The sequence below is a fragment of the Planctomycetota bacterium genome (assembly GCA_018242585.1).
In the GTDB taxonomy this organism is placed as follows: domain Bacteria; phylum Planctomycetota; class Planctomycetia; order Pirellulales; family PNKZ01; genus JAFEBQ01.
Genome location: JAFEBQ010000045.1, coordinates 76,851 through 97,598, shown reverse-complemented (window position 1 = coordinate 97,598; position 20,748 = coordinate 76,851). Strand labels below are relative to the sequence as shown.

The window sequence follows — 20,748 nt, the reverse complement described above, 5'->3', positions numbered from 1 at the left end:
TCTTAGTTTGACAGAGCACTAGGCCCAGGTCCGCTGGCGCTCGGGTGACGTGGCTTGTTTCTGTCGGCTGTCTGAGGTTCGTTGTGAGTCATCAAGTGGTTACGAGTGGTGCGGGGCTCGAGGCCCTGTGCCGGCAGATGGCTGCGGCGGCCACCATCGCGTTCGACACCGAATTTGTGTCCGAGGACACCTACCGGCCCGAGTTGTGCCTGGTCCAGGTTGCCGTCGAGCGGGATCTGTATCTGATCGATCCGTTGGAGATCGACGACCTGCGCCCCTTCTGGGACGCTTTGGCCGCGCCGGGGCATAAAACCCTGGTCCATGCTGGACGCCAGGAGTTGCTGTTCTGCCTCGACTCGGTCGGCCGTCCGCCGCACGAATTGTTCGATGTCCAATTGGCCGCGGGCATGGTGGGCATGGAGTACCCGGCCGGCTATGGCAATCTGCTGACTCGGCTGTTGAATGTGCAGCCCAACAAAGGCGAAACCCGCACCGACTGGCGCCGCCGGCCGCTGAGCGAACGGCAGATTCAATACGCCTTGGACGACGTGTTTCATTTGCAGCCGTTGTACGACACGCTGGTCGCACGACTCGATCGCCTGAAGCGGCGCGACTGGTTTCACGAAGAAATGTCGGCCTGGCAAGCCGACATCGACGCCTCGCGCGGCAACGAGCGCTGGCGGCGCGTGACCGGCAGCTCGAATCTCTCGCCACGCAGCCTGGCGATCGTGCGCGAGTTGTGGCAGTGGCGCGAAGGGGAAGCCTCGCGGCGCGACATACCAACGCGACAGATTCTGCGCGATGACCTGATCGTCGAACTGGCCAAGCGCCGCTCGGCCGACGCCAAGCAAATTGCGGCGGTTCGCGGCATGGAACGTGGCGACCTGCGGCGCGTGATTCCTGATCTGGCTAACGTCGTTGCCAAGGGGCTGGCCGTGCCCGAGAAGGAATGTCCCGTCGTCGTGCGCAACGATTCAAGTTCCCAGTTGACGATGCTGGGACAGTTTTTGTCGTCGGCCCTCAGCAGCATTTGTCGCGATGCCGAGGTGGCGACCAGTCTGGTCGGCACCGCCAGCGACGTGCGTGACCTGGTCGCCTTTCGACTGGGGCAATGGTCCGATCCCGAGAAGCCGGCGCTGATGCGCGGCTGGCGCTCGCAAGTGGTCGGTCAATTGCTCGACGACTTGTTGGCCGGGAACACGTCGATCAGGATCGCGAATCTGCGCTCGGACCAGCCGCTGGCCTTCGAGCCGCGGCAAAAGCAATAAGCATCGGGACGCTTTGCGCGTGGGTGGCCCAGGTGCTTGCACCTGGGTGGCCGAAGGCCACAGGAAACCTCGTGCGCCGTCTCGCGCGAGTGGCGAGTTTCGATTGGGCTACGCGTACCCATCGAGTTTCTTGTTGCTGCGCAACACCGATGGCCGAGCCATCGGTGCCACCCAGACGCTCGAACGCCACAAGAATCGCTCTATCCGCGTGGCGTGGCCGTGATTGCACGCGGGGCCGCGTCCAAGGGCCACGCGACGGTTGTGCCCGACTTCATTGCCTCGTTCGCCATCAATACAGTGGCCGTATCGCGCAAGCCTTCCTGGACGTCGCAAATCGTTTTGACGTTGCGCGTGCGGACGTGATTGACGAACGACATCAGCTCGTCGCGCGTGTCGTCCCCTTGCAGATAGTCAAGCTCGACCGGCTCGCCCCGATGGGCCCAAGGGCTGTTCGACAACTTCAGCGTCTTGCCGCTGGTGATCAGGGCCGCGTCGTCTTGCTGGTTGTCGCTGGCCGCGCGGCGCGGGGCCCAGCCCACGTCGTCGGCCGTCCGCTCGCGAAACATCAATCCCTTGCCGCTGGTCAGGTAGAGCGTGCCGCGCGTTCCCATGATCAGTTCCGACGCCCCTTCATAGGCGTTGTTGCACAGGGACGAGTAGGTGACGCGAACGGTGTGCGTCGAACGCCCTCCGGGTTGCTGATTCGCCGTTGCCGCAGCCGGGGCAGGAGTCGCCGCAACGGGCAACTCGTACTCGTAGATACAGAAAATATTGTCGGCCACGTCGCGACCGTCGCGCCAGTAGTCGATGCCGCCGCTGGCCACCACGCGCTTCGGCGTCGTGCCCAAACACCAGTTCACCACGTCGAGTTGGTGGCTGCCGAGTTCGGCCATCAGCCCGCCCGACGAACGCTGATAGAGTCGCCAATTGAGCTGATGTTCCAGGGCCGACCATTGCGCGTCGCCGCGCGGCACGGGAATCGGCCGCCGCCAATTGTTGTTCCGATGCCACTGGCATTTCACGGCCGATATCTGGCCAAGCATGCCAGCCCGGATCATGGCGACCGCTTGCTGGTAGATGACATTGGCGCGGCGTTGCAGGCCGACCTGGAACACGCGGCCGCTCTGTTCGACTTGGGCGACCAGCCGCCGCGCCTCGTCCAGCGAGTAGCACATCGTCTTTTCGCAGAACACGTCGCAACCGGCGTCGAGCGCCAGACTCGTCACGCGATAATGCTCGGCCAGCGGTACCGCGATCACCACCGCTTGTGGCTTCGCCTGGGCCAGCATCTGCTCGGCATTGGCGAACCGCGGGGTGCCGGGGGCGGCAAAGCGGCTGGCCCGTTCCAGGTGGGGCGCGTAGTTATCGCACAGGCCGACGACTTGCACCCCGTCGAGCGTGGTCAATGCCCTAAGCAGGTCGCTGCCACGCGCGCCGGTGCCAATCACCGCCACGCGCACCGGCTCGCGGGCGTCGGCCGCCCGCAGCATGGCCGCGCTCGTGGCCAGCGCCGCGCCGGTGGCGGCTTCGAGAAATCGGCGGCGCGATGTGGGGCGGCGCTTCATCGGTCTGGTGAGAACTAAGCGGTTACGACAGCGGCTTCAACCAGGTGAGCTTGGCCGTGGCGTCACCGTTGTCGGGTTCGATCCAGCCGGCAAACACACCGGCCGGCAGCTCTGCTTCAGTGTAATCGGCCGTGGCGGCCTTGCCCATGCAAAGCAGCGCCGTGCTCCAAATCTCGGCTTCGGTCGCACTGGGGGCGACGACGACGCAAGCGGCTTGTCGATCGAGCGGCCGGCCGGTGCGCGGGTCGATGACATCAGAGATCGCCGTGTCGTCGCCAAAAGCCGCTGACGTCGACAGGCACATGTCACGCAAGGCAAGTTCCGTCACGCGGGGTGCGTCAGCCTGGCCGGGGGGCCAGCGAATGTCGACCAGCCAGGCCGCGCCGCCGGTTCCTGTCCCTCGAGCCAACACCGAGCTAGTGCCACCGTGGATCAGCGCGTTAAAAACGCCAAACTGGTCCAGCACCGCGGCCGCCCAGTCGAGCGCGTAGCCCTTGCCGACGGCTCCCAAGTCCAACCGCACGCCGTCGCGCGCGAAGCGAACGGTCTGCGCGCCGGCGTCGAGCGCCACGTCGGTCATCATCACACCAGCCGACGAGCCGGCGGTAATTTCAAAGGCGCCATCGCTGGCCTGCCACGCCTGCTGACAAACTTCCAGCAGCGCGAACAGTTCACGGTCGATCTGCACCGGCTCTTGGGCAGCGGTGCGATTCACGCGCGAGATTTCGCTGCGGGCGTCGAACCGCGACAGCAATTGTTCAAGCCGGGCGACCTCGTCGAGAGCCGCTTCGGCGACGGACGTCAGATGCTCCTCGTCGTCGCCGCGGAGCCAAATCTCGAATAGCGTCCCCATGGCGGGACGCGCGCGATGAACAAGAAGCGAATCGCTGGTCATGGTGCCGCCCAGAAAGGAAATCCCAATGACCAAGTACCAATGACCAAAGGGCGTGTGACTATCGCCTTACTCCCCCACGCCCCCACCCCGCAACACCCCCACCTCCTCTTACCCCGGCGGCCAGCCCAATGCGCGGCCGCCGAGTACGTGAAAGTGCAAGTGATCGACCGACTGGCCGCCGTTTGGTCCGACGTTCGCCACCACGCGATAGCCGTCGCCGAGTTGAAGTTCCTCGGCCAGCTTTTTAATTACCAGGAACAAGTGGCCGACGAGGGCCGCGTCGTCCGGTTCGAGCGCCGCCACGTTGACGATCAGCTTCTTGGGGATCACCAGCACGTGGGTCGGGGCCTGCGGGTGAAGGTCGCGCAGCGCCACGCAGCGGTCGTCTTCATAGACGATCTCGGCTGGAATCTCGCGATCGATGATCCGCTGGAAAATCGTCTTGGCTGCCACGGCGCGACTCCTGAAATGCGGACAGGAACTAGGACGTCTCTAGCTCGGCGAGGCCAGCGCCGGTTGATCGAGCCGAATCGACTCATCGGCCAACAGCTTGGGAATGCCATCGACGATCGGGTAGAGCACCTGGTCCCCCTTGGCCAGCAGCCCCCCTTCGATCGTCCGGTCCAGCGTGTCGCCGCCGCGGTTCTGCAACCGGCCGGCGGTGATCGCCATGTTCACGCGGGCGACGGTATTCGCGTCGGCGCGGCGCAGCGGCGTGCGCGTCTCGGGACAGATCAGGATCGCCAACAATTCATCACTGATGCTCGACACGGCAAGTCTCAACTCGCAAGGGGCAATTGCTCATCCACGGCGTGCGCGCCACAGCGCGAACGAGCGTGAATATAAGGCCGAATCGTGCGGCCGACTAGCCGCGCCAAGGTGGGGTGACCGCCATCAGCGGGCATATTTATCGCCCAGCGGGGATTGCGTTACGGGGGCGATTGCGTGAAGAATGTCCCCGTCCCTGGGCAAACCGACCGTCACCGTCGTGGAGTCTGCGATGCGCTGGAAACAAATGTGGGCACGGAAGTCGCTCGATACCTTGCTGGCCGAGATGTCGGGCGAGAATCGGCTGCGTCGCATCTTGGGCCCCATCTCGCTGACCATGCTTGGCGTGGGGGCGATCATCGGCTCGGGCATCTTCGTCATGACCGGCCGCGCCGCGGCGCAAGACGCTGGCCCCGCGATCATGGTTTCGTACTGCGTGGCCGGGCTGGGCTGCGCGCTGGCGGCGTTCTGCTACGCCGAGTTCGCGTCGCTCGCCCCCGTGGCCGGCAGCGCCTACACCTATGCCTATGCCACGCTCGGCGAATTGCTGGCCTGGATCATCGGTTGGGATCTGGTGCTCGAATACGCCATGAGCTGCGCCACCGTGGCCTCGGCCTGGGCCAAGTATTTCAACTCGTTCCTGAATGTGTTTGGCGTCGAGATCCCCAAACAATGGATGACCGATCCCTTTACGTACACCGGCGGCGGCTTTGCCATGAACGTGCCGGCCGTATGCATCATGCTCGTGGTGACGGCCATCCTGGTGATTGGCATTCGCGAAAGCGCCATGGCCAACGCCATTCTCACCTGCATCAAGTTGGGCGTCGTGCTGTTCGTGGTCGGCCTGGGGGCGTTCTACGTCAACCCGAACAACTGGACGGGCGTCTCGATGACCGAGCGCCGCACGCCGGTCGAATCGCACGTGGTCCCCGGTCTGGTGAAAGAAGAAGTCTCGAAAGAGGGCCTGTCCCAGCGCGAGCAAGAGCAACGCGTGGCGGCCGTGGGGAAAATGGTCTCGGCGGCCTATCGTCTGGAACATATCCCGCAAGAAGTCAAACGCTTGCAGGCAGCAGGCAAGCTGACCGACGAGCAGGCCGCGGCGGAGATCGAGCGCAACAAGGCCCGCTGGACGCCCCAACTGGCCCAGAACGAAGCTGACAAGAAGATCGTCGACGCGCTGTTGGGCCAGGTCCATGAACGAGCCCCCGAGACCTTGACCGACAAGTGGGGCATCCTCGGCTTCTTGGGTTTGGACAAGCTGCTGACCGGCGTTGACGACTCGTTCCGCTCGAACTTCATGCCATTCGGACTGTCGGGCGTGATGATGGGGGCGGCCATCGTCTTCTTCGCCTTCATCGGCTTTGACTCGATTTCGACTCATGCCGAGGAAGCGATCAAGCCGCAGCGCGACGTGCCGATCGGCATCATCGCTTCGCTGGCGATTTGCACCGTGCTCTACTTGCTGGTCTGCGCGATCATCACCGGCATGGTGCCGCACCCGGATATCAACGACGAAACCGCCGTGGCCGATGCCTTCATACGGCAAGCCAAGCTGCACGACAGCCCGGCGCTGCACTATTCGTCGGCCCTGATTTCGACCGGCGCGCTGGCCGGCATGACCAGTGTGCTGTTGATCACTTTTCTCAGCCAGTCGCGGGTGTTTCTGGCCATGGCGCGCGATCACTTGCTGCCGCCGTCGATCTTTGGCGCGGTCCATCCCAAGTTCAAGACGCCGCATATTTCTACGATGTGGACCGGCGCGATCATCTGTGTGGTGGCGGCCTTCACGCCGATTCACAAGCTGGAAGAGATGGTCAATATCGGCACGCTGTTCGCCTTTGTGGTGGTCTGCGCCTCGGTGCTGATCCTGCGGATCAAGCGCCCCGACGCCCACCGGCCGTTCCGCACGCCGCTGTTGTGGCTGGTCGCGCCGCTGGGCATCGTCGTCAACGTGACGATGATGCTGTTCCTGCCGGTGGACACCTGGATTCGACTGTTCGTCTGGCTGGGGATCGGGCTGGTGATCTACTTCACCTACGGCCAGATTCACAGCATCCTGGGACACGAGCTACGCGACGAGATCCAAAAGCACGGCCTCACCGGCAGCCACGCGAAGATCAACTGATTGACGCCATCGGCTTCGCCGCGTTCCGCGAATGCGAAACAGTGGTTTGGCGCAGGCATGTGACGGATTGTCCGTAGACGTTTTGTCAGCATGAAAATCCAATCATGCGTATGCCAAAGTCCCTGATTCCTCTTGGAAGTGCGATCCGCGCTCGACGCGAAAGACTGAAGTTATCGCAGGAAGAATTGGCCGAGCGATGCGGGTTTGATCGCACCTATATCAGTATGTTGGAACGAGGGAAACGAAATCCTTCCCTGCTCAATCTGATACGGCTTGTCAAAGGGCTGGAGACTTCGGTGTCGAAACTCACCGAGGTCTACGATGGCTTTGAAGCCGCTGAATGAAGCACATGCGCTCCAAATTCAAGCTGGAACGATCGGCCGACATGCGGGGCACGAATTTGAAGATCACATCACGCGAGTGATCAACGCACTGGCGTACCCGGTCGTTGTTCAAAGCCACGGCCAAGGACATGTTCTCAACGGCGAGCCGGGGCTGCTTCTCCTGCATTACATCGGCTCGCATCTCGGTGCAAAGAGCATCACGTCGGCGACAGCCATCTCGACCGGTTCGCTGGCTACGTCCGAGGCTGGAAGGCAATGGCTTTCAGTCAATGGGGTGAATGTCTCTCGCTGCAAGAGTGATCTCGTCGTCACCATCGTCTGCGATGACGGACGCAACTGCACCGTCGGCGTATCCGCCAAGCAATGCAACAACGATACACCGACGAACGCCCAGTTGTATTTCACGACGGCCCACGGATTTTCACACCTGCTGAATGCGCATGGCTTGCCGGTTTCGGGATGCGCGGTCAACGCGCTCCGGCAATTTTGCGGAGATTCCGGCTTTCGCCCGCGGGATGATCCGAACGCCATGAAAGGCCGCGAGATTGACCCTCGGCGTTTCTTCTGGGAAGAGATCGACGCTCAAGGGCGGGCCGAATGGGAAAGACTATTCACCGATCATCAAGACGACATTTCCCGCTTACTGTTTCAAAAGGCGTATATTGACGATCCCTTTGTGCCGGAGTATTTGCTTCACAAGACCAAGAAGGCGGCATCGCCAACGAACGTCGAAGTTGCCATCTACTCGATCGATGAACTGATCGTATTGAGCCGATCGTATCAGGGCTACGCCACTCGCCCCTATTCCGTTCGCAAAGGAAGCTACAAAGACCCCGAAGGGGTAACGCACCTCGCGCCGAGGTTCGGCGTCATCCAGATGCAACGTGGTGGACAGGCTCAGCATCCCGAGCAACTTCAATTCAACCTTGAGGCCGGGTACTTTTACAAGATTTGATCACCTCGCAGGCGTACTCCGCAATCCTGTAGGCCATTAGCGGCGGTACGGCGTTGCCTATGCCGGTACGAATGTCTCCGATGTTCCCGACGAAATGATATGAATCAGGGAACGCTTGAATCCGTGCCGCCTCGCGAACGGTCAACGAGCGTGTTGCGATGGGATGCACGTTTCTGCACCCCGAGATCATTCCGAAGGTCGTTTGCACGGTTGAGGCAGGCTCGTCCCACACCTGCCGCTTGTAGGTCGTGTTATAGCCGGAGGGTGGACGCTTCTCGGGGGTTTCGTTGTCGTGAGCGCTTTGCCCCTGCGGGACGTCCCAAAGCCATTCGATAACATGTTGCGGGTGATTCACCGCCGCATGATGTGGAAAATCCGAACTCTCTCCTGATTCCAGATAGGGGAGATCGGAACATGCGTCGCCGAATGTCCGTAGCGGCGCAAACTTCGAGAACATGTCCGCTGCTTCGTTGGAGTGTGTCAGCTCCGGCAAAGAGGGCGTAATTTTCAAATCCGAACGAATCGCGATGAATAACGCCCGCTCTCTGTGTTGAGGCACGCCATAGTTCTTCGCGTTTACCTCAAAGCATTTGACGGCATAGCCGTGACGGCCAAACTCCGCCGCAATATTGTCCTTCACGAGCGCCCCACTCGGGCTCTTCATCGATGTTAATAGCCGCACGTTCTCAAGAACCGCGAACTTTGGCTGGAAAATGTCAACGAACCGAAGATAGTGTCGAAACAATGTATTGCGAGGGTCGTCCACATCTCGTTTTCCCGAGAGACTAAAGCCTTGGCAGGGAGGCCCTCCGATGATTGCGTCGATTGGCCCGATGCGAGCAGGGAGTGCCGCGAGTTGTTCATCACTTACCTTCGTGATGTCTCCGCCGAGCTGCGCGCACGCGCCGAAATTCTCCTTGTAGGTTGCCCGGAGCCCCGCCTCAATTTCAAGAAAGCCCTTGATGGCAAAACCACCAGCGGAGAATCCGAGACTAAAACCCCCGCATCCCGAAAAAAGGCTTAGGGCATTCAGGTTTTCGGATTTCGTTTCCCCATGCTTCCTGGCAATCTCGCTCAGCAGCGCAACATATTCTTCATTTCCCAGCGTTCTTGTGGCTTTCGCAACCCGTGAAGGGACGTGCCTTACCTTCGCGTAGGTGTGCTCACGGTAACGCTTGGCCCGTTGAGCAAGCTCACTGACTCTCGAATCATCGGACAATGCCGCGGAAATCACATCCAAAACACCCTCTTCAATTGCTGCTTTCTCAAGCTCGTAGGCCGAGAGCAGATGCTGTGAGATACCACACAATTCCGCAAGTTTTGCTTGCGAAAGGCCAAGTCTTTGCCGCTTGACTCTGAGCATCGGGCCGGTGGTTTCCATAGTGACATATTGTCTACATCGAGTGGTTTTTGTCAACCGGACGCAACAATAGCGTCAGGCAACCTGTGTGTGGTTGCCCCGCACTTGATTTTCCCTGCGCATGCGAAAGGGATCGAGATTATTTTCCCGCCGCGGTCTGCGCTTTGAACTCCAGCCGGAACGTGTTCGACCCAAGCTTCGCAATCGTATCCTGGGCGTATTGCCAGTTCTCGTCGGCTGGTTGATTCAGCACCACGCGGGACCGCTCGGCGGCCATCAACGTGGCGTGCGGCACGTCGAACCAGCGCATCACATTCAAGAAGTACGGCCCCTCGCGGTGGGTCGAGGACATCTGCTGCAGGTTCAACTGCTGAATGTCCGGCTCGAACAGCGATGCGTATAGCGCCAAGCCCGCCGCTTGCCGCGCGCCGTCCAATTGCATCGGCACGCCTCGCAACTCGGGCAATGTGCGCAGCGCCTGGACCGCGCGGCGCACGTCCCAGACTTGCATCCCGTCAAGCGTCTGGCCCAGCAGGTAATACCGGCGGCGATTCTGAATCTGCTTCTTGGGCGTCGGGTCAAAAGCCGTCGGCCCCACGCCGCGCGGCGCGACGAAGGCCACGGCGATCTTGTTGGCCAGTATGATCTTTTGCAGGGTCTGATAGCCACTGGCGTCGGCGCGGTCGCCGGCTTCCTCGGTTAAAAGCTGCGCGAACCCGCCCCGCAGCGTGGCCAGGAAGTCGCTCCACCCCTGATCGTCCAGCACGTTCACGGCCACGTACGCCGAGCGCTCGTCGCCGGCCGGGCGCAGGAGGTACAACCGCAGTGGCACGGTCTCTTGACTGTTGTAGTCATAGGCCGAGAAGTGCAACTGGTCGCGCTCGGCCTCGAAGATCGGCCGCACGTGGACCGAGCCGGCGTCGTCGGGCCAGCCGCGAAAGACTTTCTCGCGCAATAGCTGCATCCAGCGGTCGCGCTCTTGCTGCCAATCGTTCAGGCTGTTCGGCACGCGGGGCGTTTCCTGGGCGACGAAGGTTTCGTGAATGGTCGTGTTCCGTTCGTCGGTCGGCAGCTTGTCAAAGACCTTGAGCTGTTCAGGCTCGAACAGCTTGACGGCTGCGTGCTCGATCGGCGTGTCGTCCTGTTTGACAAAGCGATTCAGCCAGCGGAACGCGGCCACTTGCAGCTCGGGAATGTCCTTGTGCGGCCCTTCGCTGATCTGCAGGCCGAACTTGTCGTTCGCGCCGAGCAGCCGATAAATGCCGCGCACCTGCTGGTGAACGCGCTCGACCCCTTCGAGCGGAAAGATCGGATCCTTATCGGTGTTGGTGAGCAACAGCGCTCGCGGGGCGACCAGCGAGGCGACCTGGCCATAGTCCCAGCGGTAGGTGTTCAACATGAACATGCAATCGCAGTGCCCTTCGACGACGCCTTCGACGACGTGATGGTGCAGATCGACAATGCCCGCCACCGGCACCGCGGCGGAAATGCGGTCATCGAGCGCGGCGATCCACCAACTGTAGGCGCCGCCGCCGCTGCGGCCGGTGACGCCGAGACGCGACTTGTCGACCTCGGGGCGCGTTTCCAGGTAGTCGAGCGCGCGGATGCAGTTCCAGGCTTCGACCCCGGCGGGCGTATAGCCCCGCGGCAACCACCACCACAGATTCAAGTGGTGCGTCCCGTGGTGCAGCCCTTCGATCTCGCCTAACTGCAACGTGTCGATCATCAGGCAGACAAATCCATTGCGGGCCAACCAGATGCCGTGGTGCTGGTAGTTGGCCTTGCCGCCGTAGGAGATGTTGTTCTTGACGACCCGCGAGTGGCCACAGACGTACAGCACCGTCGGCGCGGGCCCCTTGAGATTGCGCGGCACGTACAAGTTGCCGGTCACATACAAGCCTGGGCGCGATTGAAAGTAGACCTTCTCGACGGTGAACTCGGGATGTTCGAGCTTGCCGGTGATTTGGGCGTTCAGGGGCGTACGCTCGGGCATGGGGTCCATGCCCAGCATCTCGAACAGTTCCTGGCGATAGATCGCGCGGCGAGTTTGCCAGTCGTCGGCCGTGTGAATGTCGGCCAGGCAAGCGGCGGCCAGCTTGTCGGTCTCGCGCTCGAAGTAGCGGGCCAGCATCGCGTCGCCCCGCCCGGTGTTCAACGGCTCGGCCGCGTATAGCGTTGGGGCCATGGCGAGCAACAGACCGGTAAGCAACAGACTAGCGAGCAGCGGCGCGCGCGACATGCGAGATTCCTTGCGGCAGGTGTATGGGGCGGGCAAGTGGCAAAGCCAGGCAAACGTCCGACATCGTAGCACGGGGAAAACGGACTTTCCAACCACGACGACGCGCTGTGACCCGGCAAGGAATATGAACCGCAAAGACGCAAAGATCGCAAAGAAGACAGAATGCCGGACGAAAAGAAGTCGACCACGACGACACGACGAACACGACGTAAGAAGAGAAACAGAGAAAAGTCCTCGAACCCTTCGCATTCTTAATCTTTCCGACGTCGTGCCCGTCGTGTCGTCGTGGTCGAACGTCTCTTCCCTCTTTCTGCTTAGCGTCCTTTGCGTCTTTGCGGTTCAAATTCCTTCCCTCCTCACGTCGTGTCGTTGTGGTTAGTCCCCTCCCTCTTCTTTCTCTGTGCCCTCTGTGTCTCCGTGGTTCAATTCTCTCTTTCCGAACGAGCCAGCTTGCCAGCACGCGCGCGGGCGCGATAGGCTGTGCCGGCTGCTGGCCGCTCGTGGGGCGAGCGCCGCTGGCGATGCACCCTGCTGACGGTACGACTGATGCTCCTTGATCGCGCTCATTATCATGCCTGGGACGGCCGGCTGGGATCTCCCTGGCGGGCGGTCGGCGCGCTGGTTCGTGTGACGCTCTTGCAGGTGATTCGCCGCAAGGCCTATTGGGTCTTGCTGGCGCTGGCGGTTACCAATCTGCTCAAGGCGGCGTTCATCGTTTACTTGATTGCCCAGTTAAAGCTGCCCACCCAGTTCAGCGAGATCATTGCCGAGCGGGCCGGCTTTTCGGGCGAAGTGCGCAGCGGCCAGGAAACCGGCTATACCCGATTCATGGATCAGCAGAGCGTGGTGGTGATGTTGCTGCTGGCCTTCTCGGGCAGTTTGCTGGTGGGGGCCGACTTCCGCCAACAGGTCATGCCGTTCTATCTGTCGCGCAAGATCGAACGCCGCCATTACATTGCCGGCAAGCTGCTGGCGATCAGCGCGTTGGTCGCGTTGACCACTGTCGTGCCGACGTTGTTCCTGTTCATCGAGTACGGCATGCTCACCAGCTCGTTCGAGTATTGGCAGGCGAACTGGCACGTGCTGGGGGGCATCCTGGCCTACGGGCTGATGCTCAGCGCCGTGCTCAGCACCCTGCTCGCCGCGATCTCGGCCTGGCTCGAACGGGCCGGGCCGATCGTTATCGCCTGGTGCAGCATGTTCCTGTTGTTGAACCAGATGGCCACCGTGCTGGCCGACAAGGCCGGGGACGAAGCCTGGAAGCTGCTCGACCCCTGGTTCGACATTCACCGGGTCAGCTCGCTCTTCTTTGGCGCGCATGTCGATGCCGAGGAGCTGACCCTCGTGCCCCAGGCGGCCGCGGTGTTGTTCTTCATTGGCACCGTGGCGCTAGCGGCCTTGGTTTATCGCGTCCGGGCCGTCGACGTTGTGAAATAGATTCCCTGGGGCGAGTAGCGTAAGTCATAGCCGCCGATGCAACTCGTTTTCGACAAAGTGACCAAGTACTACGGACCCGTGCTGGGGGTCAACAACGTCAGTTGCGCGCTCGGGCCGGGCATCACCGGTTTGTTGGGTTCCAACGGCGCCGGCAAGAGCACCCTGATCAAGCTGGCCAGCGGCCAGATTCGCCCTCGCCTGGGAAGCGTCACGCTCGACGGTGTCTCGGCCTGGAGCACGCGGGCCAAGCGGTTGTTCGGCTATTGCCCCGACGTCAACAGCTTCTACGAGGAGATGACTGTCGGCGAGTTTGTGCTGGCGATGACGTCGCTCTATGGCTATTCGCGCCGCGAATCGCGCCAGCGCACCGACCGCGCGCTCGAAGAAGTCGAAATGACGAAACTCTCGCGGCGCAAGCTGGCCGCCTGCAGTCACGGCATGCGCCAGCGCGTGAAGCTGGCCCAGGCGTTGGTCCACGATCCTCCGTTGCTGTTGCTCGACGAGCCGTTGACCGGCATCGATCCCGGCGGCCGGCATCACATGAACCAACTCCTGCGACGCCAGGCGGCGCAGGGCAAGACGATTGTCGTCTCGACCCACCTGCTCGACGAGGTCGACGCGGTGGCCGACCAGATCATGTTCGTCAGCCGCGGGCGGCTGATGGCCCTGGGGGACGTAACCGAGATTCGACAACACCTCAGTCGCGAGCCGCTGCTGGTGGCGATCGATACGGCCGAGCCGCGCTCGCTGGCGGCCCGGCTTGTGAACCTGGTCGAGGTGGTGACCGTGGCCCTGCGCGACGGCGGGATCGATGTCAGCGTGAGCAATCCTGCCCCGTTCTTTGCTTCGCTGGGCGGGCTGCTGGGCGACGAGCGCTGGCGCGTGAGCCGGGTCGAGACGCTCGACGCCAACACGGCCGCGGTGTTCGGCTATTTGGAGCGCCGCGCGCCATGATGCACCTGCGGGCCTGGCTGATGCTGTTGTGGTTGTCGTTTCGCCGGCTGTTGTGGTCGCGCAGCACGCTGATGGTCTGGTTCCCTTTGGTGGTGTTTGGCGTGACTGTGTGGCGCTATGAGCTGGGGCGGACCATCGACCTGGGCTGGGCGTTCAACTACTTCAGCGGCCGGCTGATCTTCTTTGGCTTTGCTTCGGTCGTGCTGCCCCTGTGCGTGGTGGCGTTCAGCGCCACGAGCATCGGCGGCGATCGGGAAGATCGCACGCTGTTGTTCATCCTGATCCGGCCGATTTCACGTCCGGCGATTCTGGCGGCGAAATGGGTGGCGACGTTGCCGCTGACGTTGGGGCTGATCGCGGTGAGCTTTGCCCTGGCGTGCCGCCTGGCGGGGGACGTGGGGCGGGTGGCGTTTCCGCTCTACCTGGGGCCGTTGTTGGCCCTTGCGGCGGCGTATGGGGCGTTGTTCCTGATGTTTTCCGTGCTGTTCCGGCACGCGACGATCGCGGCCCTGATTTACACCGTGTTCTTCGAGACCATGCTCGGCAACGCGCCGGGGATCGTGAAGCGGTTGGCAATCAACTATTATGCCCGCAGTTGGATGCACAGCGTCGGCATGCCCGAGGGGCTGCGCCGCGATTTGTTCGAATCGATCGATGTGGCCAGCGCCCAGTGGGCGTTGCTGACGTGGACCGTCGTGCCGTTGTTGATCGCGGCCGTGGTTTTTGCGCGGCGTGAGTATCGAGATTTGAGTTAGCGAATCTTACTGACGCGAAACTGATCGTCGTAGTAACGCACATGGCCCCCGGTCATTGACCGGGGGCTAAAGGAACTTGAACCATGCGCACGACCTGGAACTTTCATTCGGCCGGCAGTTTGGTATTCGGCGCCGATGCCGTACAGCAGATCGGCAAGCTCGTCGCCGATCTCGGTCTGCGCCGCGTGGCGGTGTTGACCGATCGAGTGCTGGCCAAGACCGGCGCGCTCGACGCCGTGCGCCGGCCGCTCGCCGCGGCGGGCATTGAAGTTCGCGCTTTCGAGGATGGCGCGCCAGAGCCGTCGATCGAGCTGGCCGAGACGCTGGCCGGGCAGATTCGCCAATTCGCGCCCGATGGGCTGCTGGGCCTGGGGGGCGGCAGCAACATGGATCTGGCCAAGATCGTGGCGGTGCTCTTGAAGCACGGTGGCCAAGTGCGCGATTATGTCGGCGAGTGCAAAGTCGCGGGGCCAGTGTTGCCGCTGATCTGTGTGCCGACCACCTCGGGGACGGGCTCGGAAGTGACGGCCGGCACGGTGCTGACCGACACCACGAATCAGGTGAAAGTCGGCGTGATGAGCAACTATCTGCGGCCGCGATTGGCCGTGGTCGATCCGCGCCTGACGCTTAGTTGTCCCAAGAAGGTGACGGCCGACAGCGGCATCGACGCGCTGGTCCACGCCATCGAAGCCTACACGGCGGTCGATAACGCCGAGTTTCCTTTGCCGCAAGGGGAACCAAGTGTCTACCAGGGGCGCAATCCGTTGGCCGATTGTCTGGCCGAGCGTGCCATTTCGCTCATTGGACAACACCTGGCCACGGCCGTGGAACAGCCGGCGAACTACGCGGCCCGCGAGGGAATGGCCCTGGCGGCGACGCTGGCGGGGCTGGCGTTCTCGAACGTCGGCGTGGCGCTGGTCCACGCCATGGAATACCCGTTGGGCGGAGCGACCCATTGCTCGCACGGCGAGGGGAACGGCTTGCTGTTGCCGTTCGTGATGCGTTTTAATCTGCCCGTGCGCGTGGCGCAAATGGCGCGGGTGGCGGAATTGTTAGGAGAAAACATTCGCGGCCTGTCGACCGAAGCGGCGGCCGAACGGGCGATCACGGCGGTCGAAGCGTTGCGCGCCCGGATCGGCATTCGCACCCAGATGCGCGAGCTGGGCGTGCGGGCCGAACAGTTGCCGACGTTCGCCGAGAAGGCATTCCTGATCAAGCGCATCCTGCGCGTGAATCCCCGTGCGGTCACGCCCCGGGAGATCGAAGCGATTTACCGTGCCGCGCTCTGATCGGCACGACGTGGTGCGCGACGCCGCAAGGTGAATTCACCACGGCACGCGCTGGCGCACGTTGATCGGCCCCCCCACAGTGCTGGCAGCGGATGAATCCTCGCTGCTACTCGTTTTTTCAGCGCAACTTTGCGCCGAGCAATGGTTAGGACGTGCCGCGCGGCGCGAAGATTTGTCGCACTGGGGGTCTTGTCGACAAGGTTGGCCCCCCCTAAGATTCGTTAAGTGCGACGTGCGGCCATTCGGCGGCACGCCGCCAGTCAATCAGGGTCAAACGATTGACGTCTCGGCAGGAAAGCCAAGTCCGACACGGTTCCTTTCGGCGGGAACTGGTTGCGTTCTGAAGTGTGTTGAGTCATTGGCTTCGCGATCCCAATCTCCGGTTCGATGGTTATCTGTTTTGTCGCGCCTAATGGCTGAGTCACGCGCGCGTGTTCGTCGAGTTCGTTTCTCGTGGCAATGGCGATGGGGTCGCCCAGAGTGAGATCAAGCGATATGGAAATGCGACATTTCACCACCGAGGAAGTAGCGGTCTCCGACGATCGGCTTGAAAGCCATGAGCACAGTCGTCACGCTCATCACGGCGAGACCAAGTCGAACGGCCGCCGCGTGCGACTGCACCGGTTAAAGGACGTTCGCCGCGAGCAAGGGTTGAGCCTGCGCCGCGTGGCCATTCACCTGCACGTTGACCAGGATGAAGTCCGCCGCCAGGAAGAACCTGGCTGCGACCTGCTGCTGAGCCAACTGTACCAATGGCAGAAAGTGCTCGAGGTGCCGGTGGCCGACTTGCTGGTCGAGTCCAACGCCCCGCTGTCGCCACCCGTGATGGAACGGGCTCGCATGGTCCGGCTGATGAAAACAGCCGCGGCCTTGTACGAACGGGCCGACACCTCGTCGCTCCGCCGGCTGTGCGAGACGCTGATCAGCCAGATCAAGGAGATCATGCCGGAGCTCGAAGGGATCACCCCCTGGACCGATCAGAACTCGGTTCGCCGCCGCCGCGAGCGTTCGCTGCACATGCCCCGGCAGTTCATGATGCCCGAGGGCTGGGGCGACGCCTGAGGCGAGCAGTCCGCCACAAACAGCACAAATTGAAGTCACACCAGCCCAGGGGTTCCACCCCCTGGGTTTTTTGTTGCGCGACGGACTGCATTGGCGTGGCGAATGATGCCTACGCCCGCAGTTGCGCCCCGAACGCCGTGTGACAGGCGGCGACCAACTGGTCGCGCAGAGCGTCGGCCTCGGCGCTGGTGAGCGTGGCGTCGGCGTGACGCAACTGAATCGACAGCAGCAAGCTCTTCTTGCCGGCGCCCAACCGCTGGGCATCGCGATAGGTGTCGCGATATTCGATCTGTTCGAGCAACGGGCCGGCGTGCTGGCGGATGGTCTGTTCGATGTCGCTCCAATGAATCGACTCGTCGACCACCAGATTCAAATCGCGCGTGATCGCCGGCTGGGTCGATAGCTTCACGTACTGCGGCACAAACAGCGTCCGGTCCATCAAGGGCCGCAAGCTCACCTCGGCCACCGTGGCCGGATGGCGCAGCTCGAACCGCTTCATGCCCGCCTGGCTAAGCTGCCCGATAAAACCTACCAACTGTCCAGCCAGGGTCAGCCGCGCCCCCTCCCCTGCTGCCAGCAAGGGATGCGCGTAAGGCTCGACCGCCAAATCCAGCGTCGGGTTCAGCCGCGCCACGATCGCCTCGACCGCCCCCTTCATGGCCCGCAGCTCGCGCCCGCTGACCAAGCCGAGCATCAACGCCTCGTCGGGCAGTTCGTTTCCGCGCGGGAGATAGACCTTGGCGATTTCAAACAGCTCGATCACCGGATTGGCCAGCGATTCGTTCGTTCGCCGCGCGCCGAGCAAGCTGGGAATCAAGCTCCGCCGTAGTTGCGTGGCCCGCCGCAAGAGTGGCGTCTGGATCGACAGCGGCGCGGCCTCGGTCCACGGGCTGAACGCTTCGGACCAATCTTCCTCGACCACGCTGACGGTCAATGCTTCGTCAAAGCCGTGTGCGACGAGCGCCTCGCCCACGCGCTCCAGCGCCCGATCCTCGGGCGTCCGCGCCGAGCGGGCCATCGGCACGCTGACGTCTTCGGGAATGGCTTCGTAGCCGTGAATGCGGGCGACTTCTTCGATCAGGTCGATCTCGCGCGACAGATCGGCCCGCCACGTCGGCGGCACGGCCGCAAGCTGCCCGCTCTTGGCATCGCGGCTCACGGTGCAACCAAGCGAGGTCAAAATGCTTTTGACCCGATCGGCCGGGACGTCGATGCCGAGGATTCGCGGGATTTGCGCCAAGCGCAGAACGATCGCCTCACGCACCGGCACGGTGCGGCCCGCGTCGACGATCCCTTGGCACAATTCGCCGCCGGCCAGTTCCAGGATCAACTCGCACGCCCGGCGGCTAGCCCAATCGACCCCGGCCGGGTCAACGCCGCGCTCGAAGCGATAGGACGAGTCGCTGTGCAGGCTCAGCTTGCGCGCCGCCGCCCGAATGGTCGACGGGTCGAACTCGGCCGCTTCGATCAGCACGTCGCGAGTCGTCGTCGTTACTTCGGTACTGGCCCCACCCATGATCCCGGCGACGCCGACCGCGCGGTCCCGATCGGCGATTACGCACATGCCCGGGGTCAGCTCGTAGGTGCGGTGGTCGATTGCTTCGAGCTTTTCGCCAGCGCGCGGCTCGCGGACCACAATCTGCCCGCCGGCCAGCTTGGCAAAGTCGAAGGCATGCAGCGGCTGGCCGCACTCCATCAACACATAGTTCGTAATGTCGACCACATTGTTGATCGAGGCAATGCCCAAGGCGCGCAGGCGCTCGACCATCCAGGCCGGGCTCGGGCCGACTCGCACGCCGCGGATCACCCGGGCCGTGTAGCGCGGACACAGTTCGGGGCATTCGATCTTCACGCTGGTCGCCTGGGCGACGAGGGCTTTTCCCTCGGCCGGCTTCGCGGCGGGGGGCTTCAACGCGCGCTGCCAGAGGACTGCGACCTCGCGGGCGACGCCGATCATTCCCAGGCAGTCGGGGCGGTTGCTGGTGATCTCGACCTTGATCAGATGGTTCGGCCCCTTGGCGCGTCCGTCCGCCGGCACGCTCGCCATGCCGTCGAAGTTCAAGCCGGCCAGCATCAGCCGCTTGGCCAATTCCTCGGCCGTGATGCCCGACAGGTCGACGTATTCGCCCAGCCAGCCAGTGGTGATGTCCATCGGGGCCGAGCCTCTTAGAACTGTTCCAGGAACCGGACGTCGTTGCGATAAAACTCGCGAATGTCGGTCACGTTGTGACGCCGGGCACAGACGCGCTCGACCCCCAGGCCAAACGCAAAGCCGCTCACCTGGTCCGGGTCGTAACCGACGGCCCGCAGCACGTTCGGGTCGACCATGCCAGCGCCACCCATCTCGATCCAATTGTCGTTCCAGCTCATGTCGACTTCGACGCTGGGCTCGGTAAAGGGGAAGAACGACGGGCGAAAGCGAATATGAACGTCGCCGCCAAAGTAGCTTTGCGCGAACAACCGCAGCACGCTCTTCAGGTCGGCCATCGTCACGTGCCGATCGATCAACAGCCCTTCAATCTGGTGGAACATCGGGTAGTGCGTGGCGTCGGCCGTGTCGGGCCGATAGACGCGCCCCAACGAAATGATTCGCACCGGCGGCGGCGTTTTTTCCATCACCCGAATCTGCACGGTGCTGGTCTGGCTGCGCAGCAGCCAGGGGCCCGGCGCGTCGGACTTGCCACTGCCGGCGGCTATGGGGGCCGACTTTTGCGCGACCGACAGATAGAAGTTTTCGAGCGGGTCGCGCGCCGGGTGCCAGCGCGGAATGTTCAGCGCCTCGAAGTTGTGCCACTCGTCTTCGATCTCGGGGCCTTGGGCCACGCTGAAGCCGAGCCGCCCCATGATCTCTTTCAGATCGGCGATCGTCTGCACCAGCGGGTGGCGATGACCCAGGCGGACGCGCTGCCCCGGCAGGGTCAGATCGAGCTGCGGGCCGGCCTTCGTAGCGGCGGGCTGGCCATCGAGCCGCGTCTTGGCCGCTTCCAATGCGGCTTCGAGCGAGGTCTTCACTTCGTTAAAGCGTTTGCCGGCGGCGGGCTTGTCGGCCTTGTCGACCGCGCCGAGCGCCTGCTGTACGGACTTAAGGCGGCCGGCCTTGGCTCCCAGGTATTCGACCCGGGCCGCTTCGAGCGCAGCCTGATCGGCGACCGCGGCCAGGGCTTTCTGGCCGTCGGCCAACAGCGCATCGAGTTCCGCCAGGAAATCGGTCAGTGCCACGCTGCCACTTTCGTTCGACCAGAAACTGGGGCGCACCTCAGCGCGCCGGAACGGTTCCGCTGATTGCAACAGTGAGCCGAGCGACAGGAACCGCCCGGCGCACTGGCCGAGACAGGTTCCGTTGATGTTCGCTCGTTAGGCCTTCACGCCGAGCGCGGCCTTGACCTTCTCGACGACCGTGGCAAAGCCCGCCGGATCGGCGATGGCCATCTCGGACAGCGTCTTACGGTCCAGCTCGATGTTGGCCTTGTTCAGGCCGGCAATGAACTGGCTATAGCGCAAGCCGGCCTCGCGGACCGCGGCATTGATACGAATGATCCACAGCTCGCGCAACTTGCGGCGCTTGACGCGGCGATCGCGGAACGAATAGACGCCGGCCCGGACCAGCGATTCCTTGGCGGTGCGGAGCAACTTGCGATTGCCGCCGACGAATCCCTTGGTCTTCTTGAACAACCGCCGCTTCGCTTTGGCGCGTGCGGCCCCCTTCATCGTACGCATGATTCACAATCCTTC

General features: G+C 62.8%; 18 protein-coding genes. 9 read left to right on the top strand and 9 right to left on the bottom strand.

All coding sequences use genetic code 11. The annotated features are described in order from the left end of the window. The first annotated feature begins 95 nt into the window (after window positions 1–95). Window positions 96–1,268 (top strand): HRDC domain-containing protein, encoded by a 1,173-nt coding sequence (locus JSS27_20155; GenBank protein MBS0211265.1) that lies wholly within the window; start codon window positions 96–98, stop codon window positions 1,266–1,268. A 200-nt stretch (window positions 1,269–1,468) separates the two neighbouring features. Here JSS27_20155 and JSS27_20150 read toward each other — a convergent pair whose 3' ends face one another. The 4 genes from JSS27_20150 to JSS27_20135 form a co-directional block, all read right to left on the bottom strand. Continuing rightward, window positions 1,469–2,833: a Gfo/Idh/MocA family oxidoreductase gene (locus JSS27_20150; protein MBS0211264.1), complete on the bottom strand. Its 1,365-nt coding sequence runs from the start codon at window positions 2,831–2,833 to the stop codon at window positions 1,469–1,471. 22 nt (window positions 2,834–2,855) lie between these two features. After that, window positions 2,856–3,728, bottom strand: coding sequence for an FAD:protein FMN transferase (locus tag JSS27_20145; protein MBS0211263.1), 873 nt, complete (start codon window positions 3,726–3,728; stop codon window positions 2,856–2,858). Window positions 3,729–3,836: 108 nt separating this feature from the next. Beyond that, the gene (locus JSS27_20140) at window positions 3,837–4,181 is read right to left on the bottom strand and encodes a histidine triad nucleotide-binding protein (protein MBS0211262.1); all 345 of its coding nucleotides are present in this window, start codon (window positions 4,179–4,181) and stop codon (window positions 3,837–3,839) included. A 39-nt stretch (window positions 4,182–4,220) separates the two neighbouring features. After that, a complete protein-coding gene (locus JSS27_20135; GenBank protein MBS0211261.1) occupies window positions 4,221–4,499 on the bottom strand; it encodes a hypothetical protein in 279 nt (92 codons plus the stop codon). A gap of 229 nt (window positions 4,500–4,728) precedes the next feature. Between JSS27_20135 and JSS27_20130 the strand changes: the two genes are divergently transcribed. From JSS27_20130 to JSS27_20120, 3 genes are all read left to right on the top strand, one after another. Next, the gene (locus JSS27_20130) at window positions 4,729–6,621 is read left to right on the top strand and encodes an amino acid permease (protein MBS0211260.1); all 1,893 of its coding nucleotides are present in this window, start codon (window positions 4,729–4,731) and stop codon (window positions 6,619–6,621) included. Between the two features lie 104 nt (window positions 6,622–6,725). Beyond that, entirely contained in the window at window positions 6,726–6,965 is a 240-nt protein-coding gene (locus JSS27_20125) for a helix-turn-helix transcriptional regulator (GenBank protein MBS0211259.1), read from the top strand. After that, window positions 6,943–7,920, top strand: coding sequence for a hypothetical protein (locus JSS27_20120; protein MBS0211258.1), 978 nt, complete (start codon window positions 6,943–6,945; stop codon window positions 7,918–7,920). Before JSS27_20125 ends, JSS27_20120 begins: the two co-directional genes overlap by 23 nt. Here JSS27_20120 and dcm read toward each other — a convergent pair. Together dcm and JSS27_20110 are read right to left on the bottom strand one after the other, a co-directional pair. Beyond that, the gene (dcm, locus tag JSS27_20115; protein MBS0211257.1) at window positions 7,886–9,283 is read right to left on the bottom strand and encodes a DNA (cytosine-5-)-methyltransferase; all 1,398 of its coding nucleotides are present in this window, start codon (window positions 9,281–9,283) and stop codon (window positions 7,886–7,888) included. The genes JSS27_20120 and dcm overlap by 35 nt on opposite strands. A 136-nt stretch (window positions 9,284–9,419) precedes the next feature. Then, the gene (locus tag JSS27_20110; protein MBS0211256.1) at window positions 9,420–11,519 is read right to left on the bottom strand and encodes an acetylxylan esterase; all 2,100 of its coding nucleotides are present in this window, start codon (window positions 11,517–11,519) and stop codon (window positions 9,420–9,422) included. 546 nt (window positions 11,520–12,065) lie between these two features. Here JSS27_20110 and JSS27_20105 point away from each other — a divergent pair. The 5 genes from JSS27_20105 (at window position 12,066) to JSS27_20085 (ending at window position 17,016) form a co-directional block, all read left to right on the top strand. Then, entirely contained in the window at window positions 12,066–12,956 is an 891-nt protein-coding gene (locus JSS27_20105) for a hypothetical protein (GenBank protein MBS0211255.1), read from the top strand. 36 nt (window positions 12,957–12,992) lie between these two features. Next, entirely contained in the window at window positions 12,993–13,910 is a 918-nt protein-coding gene (locus JSS27_20100; protein MBS0211254.1) for an ABC transporter ATP-binding protein, read from the top strand. Next, window positions 13,907–14,665: an ABC transporter permease subunit gene (locus JSS27_20095; protein ID MBS0211253.1), complete on the top strand. Its 759-nt coding sequence runs from the start codon at window positions 13,907–13,909 to the stop codon at window positions 14,663–14,665. The genes JSS27_20100 and JSS27_20095 overlap by 4 nt, the downstream gene beginning before the upstream one ends. Before the next feature lie 83 nt (window positions 14,666–14,748). Continuing rightward, window positions 14,749–15,954 (top strand): iron-containing alcohol dehydrogenase, encoded by a 1,206-nt coding sequence (locus tag JSS27_20090; protein ID MBS0211252.1) that lies wholly within the window; start codon window positions 14,749–14,751, stop codon window positions 15,952–15,954. A gap of 501 nt (window positions 15,955–16,455) precedes the next feature. Then, a complete protein-coding gene (locus JSS27_20085; protein MBS0211251.1) occupies window positions 16,456–17,016 on the top strand; it encodes a hypothetical protein in 561 nt (186 codons plus the stop codon). Window positions 17,017–17,125: 109 nt separating this feature from the next. Here the strand turns inward: JSS27_20085 and pheT are convergent, their stop codons facing one another. The 3 genes from pheT to rplT form a co-directional block, all read right to left on the bottom strand. Next, window positions 17,126–19,168, bottom strand: coding sequence for a phenylalanine--tRNA ligase subunit beta (gene pheT / locus JSS27_20080; protein MBS0211250.1), 2,043 nt, complete (start codon window positions 19,166–19,168; stop codon window positions 17,126–17,128). A gap of 14 nt (window positions 19,169–19,182) precedes the next feature. After that, complete coding sequence (gene pheS / locus JSS27_20075) at window positions 19,183–20,235, bottom strand: phenylalanine--tRNA ligase subunit alpha (protein MBS0211249.1); 1,053 nt, start codon at window positions 20,233–20,235, stop codon at window positions 19,183–19,185. Between the two features lie 135 nt (window positions 20,236–20,370). Further along, entirely contained in the window at window positions 20,371–20,733 is a 363-nt protein-coding gene (rplT, locus tag JSS27_20070; GenBank protein MBS0211248.1) for a 50S ribosomal protein L20, read from the bottom strand. Window positions 20,734–20,748: the final 15 nt, after the last annotated feature.

Excerpts from the sequence above, each read along its gene's own strand:
- JSS27_20130 (MBS0211260.1), top strand. The coding sequence starts at position 4,729 with ATGCGCTGGAAACAAATGTGGGCACGGAAGTCGCTCGATACCTTGCTG.
- JSS27_20145 (MBS0211263.1), bottom strand. The coding sequence starts at position 3,728 with ATGACCAGCGATTCGCTTCTTGTTCATCGCGCGCGTCCCGCCATGGGG.
- JSS27_20095 (MBS0211253.1), top strand. The coding sequence starts at position 13,907 with ATGATGCACCTGCGGGCCTGGCTGATGCTGTTGTGGTTGTCGTTTCGC.
- JSS27_20110 (MBS0211256.1), bottom strand. The coding sequence starts at position 11,519 with ATGTCGCGCGCGCCGCTGCTCGCTAGTCTGTTGCTTACCGGTCTGTTG.
- JSS27_20100 (MBS0211254.1), top strand. The coding sequence starts at position 12,993 with ATGCAACTCGTTTTCGACAAAGTGACCAAGTACTACGGACCCGTGCTG.
- pheT (MBS0211250.1), bottom strand. The coding sequence starts at position 19,168 with ATGGACATCACCACTGGCTGGCTGGGCGAATACGTCGACCTGTCGGGC.
- JSS27_20090 (MBS0211252.1), top strand. The coding sequence starts at position 14,749 with ATGCGCACGACCTGGAACTTTCATTCGGCCGGCAGTTTGGTATTCGGC.
- JSS27_20150 (MBS0211264.1), bottom strand. The coding sequence starts at position 2,833 with ATGAAGCGCCGCCCCACATCGCGCCGCCGATTTCTCGAAGCCGCCACC.
- JSS27_20085 (MBS0211251.1), top strand. The coding sequence starts at position 16,456 with ATGCGACATTTCACCACCGAGGAAGTAGCGGTCTCCGACGATCGGCTT.
- JSS27_20120 (MBS0211258.1), top strand. The coding sequence starts at position 6,943 with ATGGCTTTGAAGCCGCTGAATGAAGCACATGCGCTCCAAATTCAAGCT.
- rplT (MBS0211248.1), bottom strand. The coding sequence starts at position 20,733 with ATGCGTACGATGAAGGGGGCCGCACGCGCCAAAGCGAAGCGGCGGTTG.
- JSS27_20105 (MBS0211255.1), top strand. The coding sequence starts at position 12,066 with ATGCTCCTTGATCGCGCTCATTATCATGCCTGGGACGGCCGGCTGGGA.
- JSS27_20125 (MBS0211259.1), top strand. The coding sequence starts at position 6,726 with ATGCGTATGCCAAAGTCCCTGATTCCTCTTGGAAGTGCGATCCGCGCT.
- dcm (MBS0211257.1), bottom strand. The coding sequence starts at position 9,283 with ATGCTCAGAGTCAAGCGGCAAAGACTTGGCCTTTCGCAAGCAAAACTT.